Source organism: Pontibacter sp. MBLB2868 (genome assembly GCF_051904785.1).
Taxonomy (GTDB): Bacteria; Bacteroidota; Bacteroidia; order Cytophagales; family Hymenobacteraceae; genus Pontibacter.
The window spans coordinates 4,358,258-4,374,380 of the sequence record NZ_CP196710.1; the positions used below are offsets into that span (position 1 = coordinate 4,358,258).

Here is a 16,123-nt window from a genome sequence, read left to right on the forward strand (position 1 = left end):
CTTACTCCACCGTTATACTTTCATCCATCTATACCTTGGTAGTTCTACTCTAAACGATATTTGTATAGCACAGTATACTGTTGTAGGTGGTTAAACTATAAGGGTTAGTTGCGCGCATGAGGGTTGTTGATGGCTACATAGACATTGAGAAGCTCGCCCCATTCAAATACCTGAGGGAGGCGGGGTTGCCCTTGCTTAAAGAGTCGATTGAAACGTTTCTGAATTGCAAAGTCACTTTTCTCTTAAATCCTGTTGAACAGGTCCGAACAAAATATGGAGTAACACTCTCTTCGGGCTCTGAGCAGGGCTGTTATCCCATCGATGACGATACTTTTCTTATCTATGCCAGGATACTGGATGCTGACGAGCCTATTTCCGGACTTGGTATTTTGCTAAAGGGCAAACCAATTGGCTCTTATAGAGGAATCATCCAGGTGTTGGAAAAGGCTGTTACAGATAAAATGAGCAGCAGCTATAAAAAGGACTTTACAGACTGCAGCAGCTTGTTCGGCGATGAGATAATCATTCACACAATTGCTAACTATTCTGTACAGGGGCACATTGACTATCAGGCTTTTCAGCACCTTTTGCTCTTTTTTCAAAAGCTTAAATCCACCACTTTCGAAGGTAAATCTTTTAGTACAGGGTTGGTTATCACAAAAGCACATTACACCAATACTAAACGAGGCAAAGGGGAACCACACCGCGAGATCGTTCCGCTTGCAATCACAAAGAACATTAAATCTACCCTTGAAATAGACCGGCGGTTCTGGTACCTGGTTGATGGCAAGCATACTTATTTTGTAGCTAACAAGGACCTGGAAATACAGCACATGATGGTGATGGAGCCAACAGGGCCTGAGCAGGAGTATGTAGACAGTAACGCCCTCTCCGCTACCCTGCAAACCGGCGACGTAATGTTTAGAGTGGAAAACGAGAAGCAGTTCTCTATTTTATGTTCTGATGGCGTAGAGTTTGTGTACCTGGAGAACCGCTGGCGTATCCGGGATTACAATATTATTAAGAGCTATATACACCGGGTTGTAGCAGATAAGAGGGTTGTAGACAGAATTTTATACTTTGCCTTATACTGCTCCAGAAGAGGCATAAGCGCTGTAATATGGGTACCTGAGAATATAAGTAGTATTCAGGATTTTGTTAAGCCGGAGAGCCTGCACACCTTGGTTTACCAACCGGTTTCTATAAGCGAAGTTAAATATGTGAACCAGATACTTCGGTATATTTCCAGTGATGGAGCTGCAGTGATAGACTCGAAAGGGTATCTCAGATACTTTGGCTGTATCGTGGATACCAGTAAGCTACGCGTGACCGAAATCAAAGGTACTGGCGAGGCGGCTGCCGAAGTGCTTTCCCGAAACGGTCTTTCGATCAAAATATCACATGATGGTACTATAAAGTTATTCCTGCCCGACGAAGATAAGCCTATACTAATTTAACTGATCTGCTAAAGTGTACACAAGACAGTACTTGCTACACACTTTCCGTTTTTTCAGAACTCTAACTTAAAAAGTAGCGCATTTGTATAAAAATGTTCTTTTCTTGTAAGCCTAAACCGCAATAGCAATATGAAAAAGGTTAGCTTTTATGTATCTAATCTGGTAAAGCGCGTGCTTAACTACGGTAAGTTCAAGAATGAATTCCTGAAGAGGCTGCCAAAGGAGTTTCACGGGGCAGCCAGGCTGTTGTTCTACCACACGTTTACTCCGGCTGAAAAGGAACTGGCCAGCAAGATAGAGAGCTTCCGGTCCAGAATTCCAGAACTAAGCTCAGCCAAAGAGATATACAGTTATACTTCGCCGCACTCTAACTCCTTCGCAACAGATGAGCAGGGGAATGCTTTGCCCGGTGAATATTTGGGCAGTGCTGTCGAGGCACACATGAAGACAGGTTCGTCTACGTTTAACGGCATATTGTTGCGCCGCATTGTAGAAGGGGCAGGGGTGAAGCGCATACTGGAACTGGGCACGAATACCGGCTTTTCTGGATGCTACTTTTTGTCTGTGCCAGGTACAGAACTTGTCACGATAGAAGGCTCTGATGCACTATGCGAAATTGCCAAACAGAACATGGACCGTATTTCTGATAAGCACCGCATCATGAACATGCTTTTTGATGAAGCCATTAGCAAGCTGATAGAGGAAAAAGCCACTTTCGATTGTGTGTTTATAGATGGTCAGCATGAGCAGAAGGCTACTTTGCACTATACCCAGCGTGTGTTGCCACTCCTAAAACCCGGTGCCCTGATTGTGCACGACGATATCTACTGGTCAGAGGATATGCATGCAGCTTGGGAGCAGATGGTGCAGGACCCGAAGTTCTCACAGACGGTGGACCTTTTTTATAAAGGCATTTGTGTGCTGGGGAACGGAGCAGAAAACAAAGCACATTATGACATGGGCGAATACCTGCCCAGGCCGGAAATATTCAGAAAGAACTGGTAGTTTTACTTCAAGATCACCCGGATCATGTGCGGGTCGTCCTGTAGTGTGCGGAGATTTTGTTTGAGCTGCTCCAGTTCGTTGGTCAAACCTTCTTTAGCTGATTTAAACTTCTGGTCCATTTGCCTGCCAGTACCACAAAAGCGGGTATAAAAGTCAGCATCAGGGCCTGTTATAAAGCTGTTGAGTTCTGCTTTTAACTCATCTACCTGGTCTGTCAGGATTCTTACATAATATTGCAGCTGTTCTTCGGGTAGCCTGTCAAGTTCCTGGCCCTGCTCCTGCAAAAACTCCAATTGCAACCGTAGCAGCTCAAAAAAGTCGTCGTGGTGGTAGGCTTGGGTAACGCGTTTCATGGCCTCTTCTTTCCAGGCGCGCTTGGTTTCGTCCTGCTCCTTGTCGGGGTGCAGCTGCTTGGCTAATTCGGTGTATACACGGCGGCTGGCTCTGCTGATGTTGTTAAGCTCAGCCTTTGCCTGTGCTTCCTTGGCAAGCTGTGCTTTTGTTTTGCGGTTTTTCTGGCGGTTCTGCTTTTCCTGCGCGCGCTGCTCTTCCTCGCGGTCCAACCGGGCCTGTATACGCTCAAAATCATCCAGGTCGGAATAGGCATCCTCAGCATCTGTCTCATCATCAACTATAGCGTCATCCGGAACGGTTTCAGTGTAAGCTTTTTGTTCTGAATAAGTGACAGCGGCATACCTGTCATGTAACTCCACCATGTCCTTCCGTTCATAATTTTCGATCAGGTCAAAAGTGATATTTTCAATCAGGGAGGCAAGCTTTTCTTTTTCGCGATAGCTAAAGATGGCGAGCGCATGCGCCGCATCAAGCAGATGGGCTAGCTCAACTCTCTTTTCAAGCTGCTTCTTAATAATTGGCCGTAGCTCCTTTTCGATTCGGTTTTGCGCCAGGTTTATGCTTTCCCGTCGGGTAGCCAGTTCCTTTTTCAGTTGCTCTATCTGCTCCGTTTTCAAATTGAATTCCTGCTGTAGCTTACTCAGTTGCCGGTTATCCGGTGAAGTGATCTGCGGGGTGAGAGAAGGAACGGGTTTATTGGAAGCTGACATGCAAAAAGTAAAGTATAAGAATCAAAAGAGTGCAAATAGTATAGAACACAAAAGTAGACCTTTTTGTCGGGATAGCCTTTCATGAGAGGCCATAGCCTTAAGGAAGCCAGGTTTTAGGCCTTATTATTTTTGCTGCAGCCATAAGCTATCAGAGTATAAACTGCCTGTGTAAACTTTACGACCTGGTATCTGGCTGGCTATTCTCTATGAATTTTGCTTCCACGGGAACACCATCCGGATCAATAAACTGCACTTGCTGGCGTGGATATACCGGAATGATTTTCTCGGTATACTCCGGTTTATTCACCTCCATGGTAATGCGCAGTGTAAGCTCACTTTTCCATTTACGACGCTCACGGGCGCCAACCAGGTACCGTATGGTTACATTTGTCCAGGAGTCAGCCAGTGAGATGAAAACCTGTGGCTTATCCGGTATGTGATAGTCTAAGCCGGATCGCTTAAGGAGCTTTGAGTAATTACGGGCTGGCTCCACCATGTAATTTCCCAGGAGGTCTTCCGCAACACCTTCCAACACCTGTATTGAAAGCGGTATGTCTGATTCGTTGGCAACAGCAATGGCTAACTCATCCCATACAAATGGGAAATCGCCGGTCAGGTTTGTCACTGTGCCGGTTAGTATTTCGTTGTTGGGGAAGGTAACGAGACGGCCGGTTGGCTGCTCCGCCTGTACAAAGCCGGGCTGGTACGGGTCACCTATTTCCCAGACAGTAGTGGTCAGGAAGTCGATGCGGTACACATCTCCAAACACATCCCCTACCCGGATGCGGTCTCCTACCCGGTAATAAGCTTTAAAAGAGTTCATCAACCACCCGGTAAAACTCTCAATGGGAGTCTGTAACGACCACGATAAAGCCAGACCTATTAAGCCCAATGATCCAACCAGAGCACGTATATCACCGGCAACTACGCTTATGGCAACGCCTATTGCCAACAACCACACACCAATCGAAACCAGTGAGATGATAGCACTGGAGCTTTGCCAGCGGCCTAATGTTCGGTTCAGAATCGCTTTTATTCCCTTTATCAGGAACCAGGCCAGCACAAGTGTGCCAAGTGCTATCAGCATTTTGGGAAGATTGTAAAAGAAGCTGTCCCAGAGACCCTGGAGCGCGCCTATTGCTTCGTCTGCTGCCTCTTTGCTGGATGCAATGGTAGATGTATCGGCGGCGGTGGCAGGTGCCAGGGTTGTGTCTGTGACGGCGGATGTATCTGCTGTCAGTGCTTGCAGTGAGGTGTCATTCTGGGCTACGGTAGCTTCGCTTGGGGCAAACAACAGCATGATAAACCCGGTGATGGCCACGGCCAGAATAGAGGCTTGCCTGAAGTTTTTTAGTTTGTTTTCGGCTCCTTTTACAGCATTTTCGCCGCTTACTCTTTTTCTTGGGTTTCTGATACGGCTATTCTGCCTGCCTCGGATGGGGCGCGTGTCCGGGGTGCGCTGACTGCTGCGTGTTGTTTTTGTCCTTGACCTGTTTACCCTGTTTCTGCTGTATGAAGTCATTTTAGTGAACTGTTTACATTTGAATCCCTGGCAATCCGGTTTAGCTTTTATGTCTGTTTTGCCTGCTACCACTCCTATACGCAGGAATGCATAGTTTACGGTTACAGAACCGCCTTATATAGAAAGTGTTTTGTTCTGGGGCCTCAAGCTAGAGAGGCAGGCCTGATCAGTCGTATGGCAGGAGGAATTGGTAAAATGGCAAAATTATTTAAAACTATTTAAAGATTTTGTTACTTTGGTACTTGTTGCTCTGCAAGTTATGATAAAGGGCAAAAACATACTATTGGAGTACCTAAGTCGTTTTACATCAATACTTAACCATACAAAATAGCTTATGAAAAATACACGGATTTTAAGTCTGCTCGCTATGCTGGTAATCGGCATGCTTTTTACAACAAGCGTTATGGCGCAGGATCAGGATAAGTCTAAACGCCCAAGTCCGCCTGCAAAGGCTACGGGTAAAGTAGGGGGTGCCATGGTTACAGTAGATTATAGTAGCCCTGCGGTTAAAGGCCGCACCATATGGGGAGATCTGGTGCCTTACGGAGAGGTGTGGCGTGCAGGAGCTAACGAGGCCACAACAGTTACGTTCGATAAAGATGTGATGGTAGAAGGTCAGCCATTGCCGGCAGGTACTTACAGCTTTTATACAATACCTGGCGAAGATCAGTGGACAGTGATATTTAATAAAGTGGCCAAGCAATGGGGCACAGAGTATGATAAAGGGCAGGATGCGCTTCGTGTGATGGTGAAGCCAAAAAAATCGGCTACCATGAACGAGCGCCTGAAGTATGAAGTTACCAAAGATGGCCTGGTACTGTTATGGGAGAATCTGGAAGTACCTGTAGTGGTTACTGCGAAGAAGTAGCCATCGGAATATAAATGAAAGCGGCGGTTACTGTGAAGTAACTGCCGCTTTTTTATTAGGTAAGGATAGCTAAATAAAGTAATTTTCATATATTAATGAAATTAACTAGCAATTGTACCAATCATTATTTCCTTTCGCATGTTTAAATCTGTACCCTATCACCTGAATCAAACAATTACGGACCTTCGGGCTTTTCTGAAGAACCCTGTTGACAGGGCAAATACTGCCTTAAGTACTTCAGGTAAGGTACGGGTGCTCCTGCTGGTGTTTCTCCTGGATATTGCTATTTGTATGGCACTTACCGGAGTAATAGGGCTAATCGAAACGCTGGGCTGGTACAACATGGATAATCATGCCTTAGCGGAACTGATGCGTACGATGCCGGTTTGGGGTTTTCTGCTGGCAGGTATAGTAGTTGTACCTTTTTTGGAAGAGTTCCTGTTCAGATATGGCTTACGGTTCAGTAAAGGCTACCTGGTGTTCTTCTTTGTAGCGCTGCTGCTGGTAAGTGCAGGTTACGCTTATTCCGTGCTACCACTTACCTGGGCTTTGGTGGTACTGGCAACGTTTGGTCTGTTGCTTATACTTTTCCTGAGCTATTCCTCAACTATAATCGGTGAGTTTTTGCGGCCAAGATGGGCCCGGATGTATAAGGTCATTTTTTATGTGGTCGCCCTGCTTTTTGGCTTTGTGCATCTCACAAATTTCGAGTACTCTACTACACTTCTGCTGCTGTCTCCGCTCCTGGTTGCTCCTCAACTGGTCGGTGGGTTATTATTTGGCTATATACGTGTGAGACAAGGCTTTTTCTGGGGTTATGCGCTGCATGCAGGCCATAATGCATTTTTCTTCACGATAGCCTTGCTTGCTATGAATGGAGTAGAGGAAAAGATAAACATCAGCAACGATAAGTATGCTCTGAAAGTGGAGGAGCACATGCTGAAAGCGCCAACCACTCAAACAGCTACTTATGGCCAAAATGACTCTGTTGTATCTGTTAGTTTTACAAACATGAAACTGGACGAGGTAATTGGCAACCTGCTTCGAAAAGAACAGGTGTCAGTGCAGTTTGGAGAGAATGGCCACTTGAACAGAACCATAAACCTGACCTATAAAGGGTATAACGAGGACTTTAAGCAAGGAAACAAACGCATGCTGGAGGGCCTTCAAAAGCTCTATCATTTTGATATTGCCACTTCAAGCTATGAAAAAGAAGTATGGGACATGGCCATTACGGACAGTAGTAAGTTGGACCACCATGCCGTGGCTGCCGACGGTTTGTTAAAAACTGTAGTAGAACCCAAAACCATCATCCTGGAAAATGTAACCCTCAATGACCTGCTTAAAACAGTGGGTGAGGCATATAATGTTACACTTGTAAATCAAACTGAAGACACTGATAAGTATAATTTTACATTTGCCAGGGCAGGATTTGAGCAACTAAAAGAAGAGCTAAATGCCCGTTATGGTATAAGTGTGCAGGCGCGGAGGATAATGGCTGAGCAGGCGCTCGTGACTTTTGAAAAATAAGCTGCTGCCGGTGTGTTAGCCGTAGCTTTTCGAAGATTTTAATTTTGAGGCTTTGCAATGAAGCAAGAGATAAATCGTGCGCTGATCCATATCATAGCCAGGCACAGCAATTGGAAAGCAGCTGGTATAGATGCCAGACTGCGGCAGATGGAGGTTTACCCTACCTCCCGAAACTGGGCTGCTTTTATCCGGCTGTTCCTCCTCGGGATCGGGGCCAGCTTTACCATTGCCGGCATCATCTTCTTTTTTGCCTACAACTGGGCAGACATGCACAAGTTTCTGAAGCTCGGACTCCTGGAGCTTCTGCTGTTAGCCACCACCGCAGCCGCACTTTTTACACACCTCAACCAGACAATTAAAAATGTGCTGTTAACAGCCAGCGCCATGTTGGTAGGAGTGCTTTTTGCCGTTTTCGGGCAGGTATACCAAACCGGGGCCAACGCGTTCGACTTCTTTTTCGGGTGGACCTACTGCGTGGTGCTATGGGTGCTGGTGGCAAACTTCCAGCCGCTGTGGTTTATTTTTCTGGCGCTGCTAAATACCACCTTTTGGCTGTACACGCAACAAGTAGCCACCCACTGGACATTTGCTGTGGTTTTAGATGTACTTTTTATCCTGAACGCAGCTGCTGTAATTGCGTGGGAGTTTTTAAGGGCTAATGGAAAGGTGCAGGAGCAGCACAGGTGGTTTCCCCGGATCGTGAGCCTGTTTGCGCTCATTGCGATCACAATAAGTATGATCTCCCTGCTCTTTACCGGTTTGGCAGAGGATTACGGCGCGGCCTATGTACTTGGCCTAGTCATGTATGGCAGCGCGATCTGGTACGGGCATAAAATCAGAGAGTTGTTTTACCTGTCTGCTGTTCCGTTCAGTGGCATTGCCGTTGTTACCGCAATAATAGTGAAGTTAGGTGAGAACGTGCCTGAGCTTATCCTGCTATTGGCTACGCTGTTTGTGATGGCAAGCATTACCTTGCTTATTCAGTACCTGGGCAAATTAAACCGACAATGGCATGGAAAGTACTAAAGCGCAACAAATAGAGGCGCTTCTGCACGATATTGAGCGGGAGCAGGATGGCTTTATTTACGATAGAGCTGGTATTGACCAAGAAGTGGCCCGGGATAACGGTGCAGTTGTAAAGAAGCTGCCGATAAAAGTGCTGACAATTTTAGGTGGCTTGCTGGGCACCTCTACTTTTGTTGGCTTTTTCCTTTCTGCAGGGCTTTATGAGTCTGGTTTAGGGCTGTTGCTCTTTGGCTTGGGGTTTCTGGTAGGGGCTGAGTTGCTGATCAGGTATAAGGAAGACGCTACAACAGATTCTGTGGGTGTAGCGCTTTATATCACCGGGTATGTGCTGTTGGCTATAGGAACAGGGCAATTATCTGATAGCGGAAGTATAGTTGCCTTAGTACTTGCCTGCGCATCTACGCTAGCTCTGTTACTGTCAAGGAGTGCCATAAGCGTTTTTATGGCGGTGCTGGTGCTTAATGGTAGCCTGCTCGGCCTGATCTTCCTGCAAAAGCTATACGATCTATCGCATGTGTTGCTGGTAGTTTTAGGCACCACCCTTACGTATATGAGCCTGAACGAGTCAAAGTTAGTGGCCTCATCTTCTAAGCTAAATTTAAAGTATGGGTCACTCAGGATGGGAGTTATCTTTTCTTTAGTGGCAACTTTGGGACTTTTGGTGCATCAAAAGTTTTTATCCACTTCCATAGAACATTATTGGGTATCAAGCCTGGCTTTGAGCGTTTGTCTGTTGCTGCTGGTTTACAAGGTGCTACAAGATGCGGCTCCTGCCAATTCCAAAATGCAGCTCCTTGTCCTGGTTAGCTGCTGCATTGTGCTTGCCCCGACTATATTTACACCATCGGTCCCTGGTGCACTGCTTGTTCTGCTTTCTAGTTTTTATATAGGCCACAAAACAGGTTTCTGGGTAGGATTGGTGGCGCTGGCATACTTTATTTTTATGTACTACTATGACCTGCACATGACCCTGCTTGCAAAATCAGCTGTGTTGGTGGCAAGCGGACTGTTGTTCCTGTTATGTTTTTGGGTGGTTAACAAACTTATTAGATCCTATGCTGACTAAAAGAGGCATTGTTATACTTGTAAACCTGCTGCTGGTGCTAGGCCTTTTTAACTGGTCGGTAGTAGAGAAGGAGGAAACCCTGGCCGAAGGAAAACTGGTGCTTCTGAAATTAGCTCCCGTAGATCCGCGTTCCCTGATGCAGGGCGATTACATGCAGTTGAATTATGCCATTAGCCAAACCGAAGATCCGGATAAACTTCCAGCCAAAGGGTATGCCGTCGTGAAACTGGATGAGCAGGGGGTGGCGCAACTGCTGCGATACCAGCAAGAACGAACGCCCCCGCGCCAGAGCGAACAACTGATAAAGTATAACAAAGTTGAACAGCGGGTTACCATTGGTGCAGAAGCATACTTTTTTGAGGAAGGGCAGGGGAGATTTTTTGAGCAGGCTGAATACGGAGGCCTTAAGGTAGATGATAAGGGCAACAGCATCTTGGTGGGGCTTTTTAATAAAAAGAGACAGTTAATTCAGCCCGGAAACTAATATCAAATTTTTAAATCAACATCATAAAATGAACTTAGCAGCATATTAAAATGGAGATGAGTACAGCCGTATATACTTACAATACAGGAAAATATTTCAGTTCAGCAGTCAGGGCGTTTGGGTGGATCTCCACAATTTTTGCACTACTTTTTATATGGGATGGTTCCATCACCGCCTGGCTATTTTTACCGGCCTGCCTTATCACACAATTTACCTATTATCAGTTAACATTCGACCTGCAACACATGACTTACCGCGAAGGGGGAACTCTTGCAGGAATCACCTTTGGAAAAAAAATACCATTGCAAGGCTTTGAGTTTCTGTACCTCAAAAAAAATAAGTATAGTAAAATAATGGAGTCGAGGGGCTCAATGGCTGGTACGACAATGGAAAAATTTGACGGCTACCTCCTGTTGACAGATGGCACCAAGCTGCACCTGCTGCAACGGGACAAAAAAGAAAAAGCCCTGCAAGAAATGGTGCAGATTGCACAAGACCTGAGTTCAGAATTACGTGACCTGACAGAGATGAAGTATTATTAGTCGGTTAATGAGACATCACTTAATATAAGCGGCAATAGAAAGATGTAGGAGGGTAGGTGACCTGCCAGTTAGCACGTGATTGCCGGGAAAGAAAGTTCACATCTAGCGTGTTTTGACAAAAGGTATTTCCGTAGCTTTACATGGCCTGCCTGAGGGATTAAATAGCCCTTCAGATAGTGATAAGATATTTCCAGGTGTAATGAAAATGGGAAGATAGTTGGGTATTGGGTTGGGTTGAAGGTACTACCAGGAACATCAGCAAATAATAGAACTATATTTTAAACCATCCCATTATGCAAACTATACTTGGGGCAGGTGGTACCATCGGTATACCGCTTGCCAAAGAACTCCTGACATATACAGACAAGGTAAGGCTGGTGAGCCGCAAACCTGAAAAAGTAAACCCTTCTGACGAGCTTTTTCCCGCAGACCTGACCGATGCCGGGCAAGTTGAACGTGCTGTGGCGGGTTCAGAAGTAGTTTATTTAGTTGCCGGGTTAGCGTATAAGGCCAGCGTTTGGCAGGAGCAATGGCCACGCCTGATGCGTAACGTGATTGATGCCTGCAAAAAGCATGGTGCTAAGCTCGTGTTTTTCGACAATGTGTACATGTACGACCCCTCGCACATGCACCACATGACCGAGGAAACTCCCATAAACCCTATCAGCAAGAAAGGAGAGGTAAGGGCAAGAATAGCTCAGATGCTGCTGGATGAAGTAAGCCAGGGGAACTTGACCGCCCTGATTGCACGTGCAGCTGATTTTATTGGCCCATCTGATAAAAGTGTGCTGGTAGAAACAGTAGGTAATAACTTAAGGAAGGGTAAAAAGGCCATGTGGTTTGCTTCAGCAGACAAAATTCACAGCTTTACCTTTACACCTGAGGCCGCTAAAGCCACTGCTCTGCTTGGTAACACCCCAGATGCCTACAACCAGGTATGGCACCTGCCAACCAGCCATAAGCAGCTAACTGGCAGAGATTGGGTAAAGCTTTTTGCAGAAGAACTTCATAAAGAACCGCGCCTGACCGTGTTGCCAAAGTGGATGATAGGAATGCTTGGCCTGTTCATGCCGATAATGCGCGAATTCAGGGAAATGCTGTACCAATATGACAGGGATTACTTTTTTGACAGCTCCAAGTTTGAGAAACGTTTTGGCTATGTACCTGTTGCCCCGGAAGAAGCTGTAAAAGCGGTAATGTCGGCAGGTAGTTAATGAGGCAATTTTAGGCGCGGGTTATAAAGAAGTTGTATTGTTCATGTCTGTTATTTGCGCTTCGGTGCTCCATCCTTTGCGGTCTTTCAACGCCTGTATCTGAGCCAGGTGGTGCTCTCCGTGCCAGGCGTAAACACCAATATTTTGCCTGATCGTGCACTCCCCTGACTCAGGGTGTATGAGCCTGCGGTTCAGCTGTTCTGGTGTAAGGGTCTTTAAGAGTAGAACCCAGCGCATATGTAAAGCTGCAAGCAGCGAAAGCGATATCTCCGGATCCCCCTGTGTACTATCGAGCAGCTCCGCCCACTCTTCCTGGTTATAGGTGCGGATAGTTGGTATCTCTTCTGTGAGGGCAATTTTTAGCCGGGTATAGCCATTTAGGTGGCTATCAGGTATATGATGGATTACCTGGCGAACTGTCCAGCCATCCGGGCGGTAAGGAGTGTCCCACTGCTCCGGGGTCATGTTTCCCAGCGTCTGGCGAAGTTTAGCTGGTAACTGCCCGATAGATAGTATAAACTGTTCCACGTGCTCATCTGTAATATGCTGTTCCATATTAAACTTACCAATTGGGTAACGTAGTTTTTCCAGTTCTTCTTCTGACATGGTATTAGGTGTTAAAATGAAAGAGATAGCAACAGCTCAGCTCTGTTTTACGAATTCTAAACAAACTAATCCACCTTTTCCACCTGCAGGTTCAAGGCGTTATCCAGGGTATACACAATGGTGTGTTTCCCACCGGTAGGGCAGCAGTTTGGGTCTGTGTCAAGGTAAACAGGAAATGTGCGCACAAGGCGATTGCCTACCACTTCAAATTTATCGTGCCCCATGTAATCTTTCTGTAAAGCAGGACTAAGCTCCGGCAACTTTAACTGCCCCCAGTACTCCCGCTCAAACTCATAGCCGTACAGTTGGCCATAACTGCCGCTGCCTCCACTATCTACAAACACCAGCACCTCAGGCTTTTTATTCTGGTTCAGGTCGGTTACCGCGGTGTTTGTAACAGAGCCTTCTATTGCTTCATCTATACGGGTTGATGGCTGCTCGTCGCGCTCCGCCACCACCGTCAGGTTACGCATCGATCCCATGCCGGTCGTGCTGATATTAAATTTCATGCCGCCGGCTTTTAAGCTTTCCTGGTAGCTGATCGCATCAACAGGTGTTTCAGCCTCAGCTGGTACGGCAGTTTGAATATTTTCGGTTTCTTCTGCGGTTGCTTCTTCTTTCCCGTTCTCAGTACCACAGGCAAAAAAGGCAGCACACATCAGCAAAAGCACTAATTGGTTTAAGCTCTTCATGTATTAATTAAATTGCATTACTGTAACGTAAAAAAAGTCGTTTAAGCCATTTGCGGCTAAAAACACAGCGGCAGAACGTATGTCCTGCCGCTGTAGTATTATTCATTAGGTATATGATTAAAATTAAAATTCGATCCGGTAATTCAGCACCGGTATCATACCGTTCTGGTAAATAGTGATGATGTCTTTTTTAGTGTTGTCGTAATAAGTGCCATACACGTTTAAGCGGTTGGTAATATTTTGTATGTCTAGGGAGATGATGTAGGATGCTTTCGGATTGTTCTTGCGGTAACTTACCCGGATATCCGACCTGAAATAGTCATCGGCCTGTATGGAGTAAGGCTGATCTTTTTGCAGTTGCTCATGGCCCGATTCTATAGAGCTTTGCAGGTCGACAGGAGTGTAACGGTTGCCGCCAGCTGCCATTAGTTTTATGTTGGTGCTGATCAGGTTTTGCTTGTTCCGGCCAACCTTAAACTCCTTTCCGGCCAGGAAATTAACAATGTACTGTCCGTTGAAGCGGGTGCTGCGCTCTACTCCATCGGCTGCCGTATACTTGGATTCATACAAGGAAGAGGTAAGCAGGAAGTAATAGTTATTTGTAAAAAATTTCTCCAGCGTGAGCTCAAGGCCATAGTTGCGGCCGGTACCTTTATTTGTAAGGCTGTCAGTGGTAAAACCGTCTTCGTAGTTGATCGAGGAGAAAGTGCTGTTCGGTCCGACCCCGATCGGCACATTGAACAGGTGCTGATAATACGTCTCAACTTTCAAGCGTAAGTCTTCGCGCAGCATCTGGTCATAGCCCAGCACATAATGAGCTGCACGAGTAAAGCCCAAGCCTTTGTTTGGTAATGTATAAGCATCCCCTTTTAGGTTTTGCCGCGTAAAGTAAGTCGACATAGCTTCGTGTCTGCTGTGCAAGCCAAAGCCGGCACTGAAAGATCGGGCAGCATTCACTTGCCACTTAAGGCCAAGGCGTGGCTCCAGGCTCGTGTTTCCGTTTAGGCCCAGGTACATGGTGTGCAAACCTGTGTTAAAAGTAAACTTTTCTGTCAGGCGGTATTTCCATTGCGCATAAGCCTGGGTGAGGTAGGTGTTTCCTTGTTCTTCAATAAAACGCTCCTGCTCGAAATCATCGTTCTGCCCCTCCGCAAATGCGTTGTAGCCAAGTCCGCTCAGGATAAAACCTGTTCTGAAAGTATGGCGGTTGTTTACTTTGCGGTTGTAAAGCGTTGAAAAGCGTACTGCGTTGTAGCTAAAGTTCTGGTGGTAAAAAGGGAAGTTGTTGAAATCTGTTGACAGGGAATCTGCTGTTATCTGGTTGTTGTTGCCAGACATTGTCAGGGATGTCTCCAGGTAAGCGTCCTTGTCCATGAAAAGCATATGTGATATCCCGGCTGCCCCCATGCTGCCTGTAAAGCGCTGATCAAAACGATCCCAGTGTCCTTCCCATTCGCTTGTGTCACGGGCAGCGTTCATATCCTGTCTGCTGATGCCGCCAAGCCCCCAAAAAGAGAAAACGCCTGCCTTTGGAGTTGGTACATGCACTTTAAATGAGAAATCCTGAAAAACAGGTACGGACTCACCAGTAACTGCTACACCAAGTTTGTTAAGCATAGCCAGGGTGGAGTAACGGTAGTTAGCCAGATAGGACGCTTTTGATCCTTTCTTGAACGGGCCTTCTACTGCGAAGTCAACACCCAGCAAGCCGGCCTGAAACGCATACTCACGCTTCTCATTGTTACCATTGCGTAAGCGAATGTCGAAGATGCCTGACAGAGCGTTGCCATACTCGGCAGGAAAAGCACCTGTGTTGAAATCAGAGTTGTCAAGCATGTTAACACTCAGGATACTGACGGCGCCACCTGCTGCACCTTCTTCGGCAAAATGGCTGGGGTTGGGTACTTCCACGCCCTCAATGCGCCACAAAACTCCACGAGGAGAGTTACCACGCACTACAATTTCGTTGCTGATATCCTGGCTGATACCAACACCGGCGTAGTTCTGGGCAGCACGGGCAGGATCGTTTAAACTGGCGGCATAGCGCTTTGTCTCTTCCACGGCAATGGAGCGGGAGCTGATCATTGCCATCTCATTTAACGGATTGCCCTTGCTTTGCTCCTCTGCATTGATCACAACTTCCTTCAGGGTTTTAAAAGACTCGCCCAAACCTATAGTAAGTATAAGCTCTTTACCCGATCCCAGTAGAAGTTCGGGAAGCACCTGCTCCTCATATCCTACATAACTTACGCGTAACGTATGGCGACCAACGGGCACTTTATCTAACCGGAAATTACCCATGGCATCCGTTGAAGCACCGACAGGGGGATTAGTGGTCACGATGGCAATGGTAGCACCTATCAGGGGTTCCTGGGACTCTTTATCGATGATGCGGCCGCGGATGGTTTGGGTCAATTGCTGCCCAACAGAGGCAAAAGGGAGGCACAGTAGTGCCAGCACAAGCAGGTGCCTGAGGTAAAAATTAATAGTCATAGTTTTATTTGGTAGTGGTTATTCGCGTTTCAGGCCGCAAAGGTAAGTATAAGATTAGAAATTCAATAAATGGGAAGGGAATTATGCCAATGTGTTTGGTGAAGCTCCAGGTTTGAAAAGGAAGTTAACTGTTATGAGGGGTGTATAGTATGGATGTAACTAAACAACGGGCATCTGTATCAGGCTTTTTGCTGAACCTGATACAGATGCCCGTTGCTATCATGGATGAGAAACGAGTGGACTATTTATTTAACGGTGCACCAACTGCTACAGAACAATCATGGCCTGGCTGTCCGTGCGGTGGGTTTATTCCGGATGCTGCTACTGCTTTAGATGCTTCCAATGGCGGTGGTGTAAACGATTGTGGCACGTTTAGCCTGGGCTGAGCCGGCATACTTAATGGCACGCCCACTGGAATGTCGCAGCGATGATTTGGTTGTCCATGTGCTGGATTTAAAGGCTCTGCTGCTTGTGCTGTGCTACCAGTTGCTTGAGCAGGGGGTGTAGCATTAAGGGGTGCAGTTGTAGTAGTAGCGCTTTGCTCTTTCTCAGAG

15 protein-coding genes are annotated in these 16,123 nt (G+C 46.5%); 10 read left to right on the forward strand and 5 right to left on the reverse strand.

All coding sequences use genetic code 11. The annotated features are described in order from the left end of the window. The first annotated feature begins 116 nt into the window (after positions 1-116). Positions 117-1,457 carry a hypothetical protein gene (locus tag ACSX1A_RS18675; protein WP_439881154.1) on the forward strand — a complete coding sequence of 447 codons (1,341 nt, stop codon included), beginning with the start codon at positions 117-119 and terminating at the stop codon, positions 1,455-1,457. A 129-nt stretch (positions 1,458-1,586) separates the two neighbouring features. After that, complete coding sequence (locus ACSX1A_RS18680) at positions 1,587-2,462, forward strand: O-methyltransferase (RefSeq protein WP_439881155.1); 876 nt, start codon at positions 1,587-1,589, stop codon at positions 2,460-2,462. A 2-nt stretch (positions 2,463-2,464) separates the two neighbouring features. Here ACSX1A_RS18680 and ACSX1A_RS18685 read toward each other — a convergent pair whose 3' ends face one another. Beyond that, positions 2,465-3,526 (reverse strand): J domain-containing protein, encoded by a 1,062-nt coding sequence (locus ACSX1A_RS18685; RefSeq protein WP_439881156.1) that lies wholly within the window; start codon positions 3,524-3,526, stop codon positions 2,465-2,467. A gap of 175 nt (positions 3,527-3,701) precedes the next feature. Further along, a complete protein-coding gene (locus ACSX1A_RS18690) occupies positions 3,702-5,048 on the reverse strand; it encodes a mechanosensitive ion channel family protein (RefSeq protein ID WP_439881157.1) in 1,347 nt (448 codons plus the stop codon). A gap of 334 nt (positions 5,049-5,382) precedes the next feature. On the opposite strand from ACSX1A_RS18690, the gene ACSX1A_RS18695 reads away from it, so the two are divergent. From ACSX1A_RS18695 to ACSX1A_RS18725, 7 genes are all read left to right on the forward strand, one after another. Next, complete coding sequence (locus tag ACSX1A_RS18695; protein WP_439881158.1) at positions 5,383-5,916, forward strand: DUF2911 domain-containing protein; 534 nt, start codon at positions 5,383-5,385, stop codon at positions 5,914-5,916. Between the two features lie 138 nt (positions 5,917-6,054). Continuing rightward, a complete protein-coding gene (locus ACSX1A_RS18700) occupies positions 6,055-7,446 on the forward strand; it encodes a CPBP family glutamic-type intramembrane protease (protein ID WP_439881159.1) in 1,392 nt (463 codons plus the stop codon). 57 nt (positions 7,447-7,503) lie between these two features. Then, positions 7,504-8,472 carry a DUF2157 domain-containing protein gene (locus ACSX1A_RS18705; protein WP_439881160.1) on the forward strand — a complete coding sequence of 323 codons (969 nt, stop codon included), beginning with the start codon at positions 7,504-7,506 and terminating at the stop codon, positions 8,470-8,472. Next, complete coding sequence (locus ACSX1A_RS18710; protein WP_439881161.1) at positions 8,459-9,538, forward strand: DUF4401 domain-containing protein; 1,080 nt, start codon at positions 8,459-8,461, stop codon at positions 9,536-9,538. The genes ACSX1A_RS18705 and ACSX1A_RS18710 overlap by 14 nt, the downstream gene beginning before the upstream one ends. Then, the gene (locus ACSX1A_RS18715; RefSeq protein ID WP_439881162.1) at positions 9,528-10,022 is read left to right on the forward strand and encodes a GDYXXLXY domain-containing protein; all 495 of its coding nucleotides are present in this window, start codon (positions 9,528-9,530) and stop codon (positions 10,020-10,022) included. Before ACSX1A_RS18710 ends, ACSX1A_RS18715 begins: the two co-directional genes overlap by 11 nt. Before the next feature lie 56 nt (positions 10,023-10,078). Beyond that, a complete protein-coding gene (locus ACSX1A_RS18720; RefSeq protein WP_439881163.1) occupies positions 10,079-10,564 on the forward strand; it encodes a hypothetical protein in 486 nt (161 codons plus the stop codon). Positions 10,565-10,857: 293 nt separating this feature from the next. Then, positions 10,858-11,778, forward strand: a complete 921-nt coding sequence (locus ACSX1A_RS18725) for an NAD-dependent epimerase/dehydratase family protein (protein WP_439881164.1) — start codon at positions 10,858-10,860, stop codon at positions 11,776-11,778. 21 nt (positions 11,779-11,799) lie between these two features. Here ACSX1A_RS18725 and ACSX1A_RS18730 read toward each other — a convergent pair whose 3' ends face one another. The 3 genes from ACSX1A_RS18730 to ACSX1A_RS18740 form a co-directional block, all read right to left on the reverse strand. Then, positions 11,800-12,384 (reverse strand): YfiT family bacillithiol transferase, encoded by a 585-nt coding sequence (locus tag ACSX1A_RS18730; protein WP_439881165.1) that lies wholly within the window; start codon positions 12,382-12,384, stop codon positions 11,800-11,802. Positions 12,385-12,449: 65 nt separating this feature from the next. Continuing rightward, complete coding sequence (locus tag ACSX1A_RS18735) at positions 12,450-13,076, reverse strand: hypothetical protein (RefSeq protein ID WP_439881166.1); 627 nt, start codon at positions 13,074-13,076, stop codon at positions 12,450-12,452. 123 nt (positions 13,077-13,199) lie between these two features. Next, positions 13,200-15,569, reverse strand: coding sequence for a TonB-dependent receptor (locus tag ACSX1A_RS18740; protein WP_439881167.1), 2,370 nt, complete (start codon positions 15,567-15,569; stop codon positions 13,200-13,202). 149 nt (positions 15,570-15,718) lie between these two features. Between ACSX1A_RS18740 and ACSX1A_RS18745 the strand changes: the two genes are divergently transcribed. Beyond that, positions 15,719-15,955, forward strand: a complete 237-nt coding sequence (locus ACSX1A_RS18745; RefSeq protein ID WP_439881168.1) for a hypothetical protein — start codon at positions 15,719-15,721, stop codon at positions 15,953-15,955. Positions 15,956-16,123: the final 168 nt, after the last annotated feature.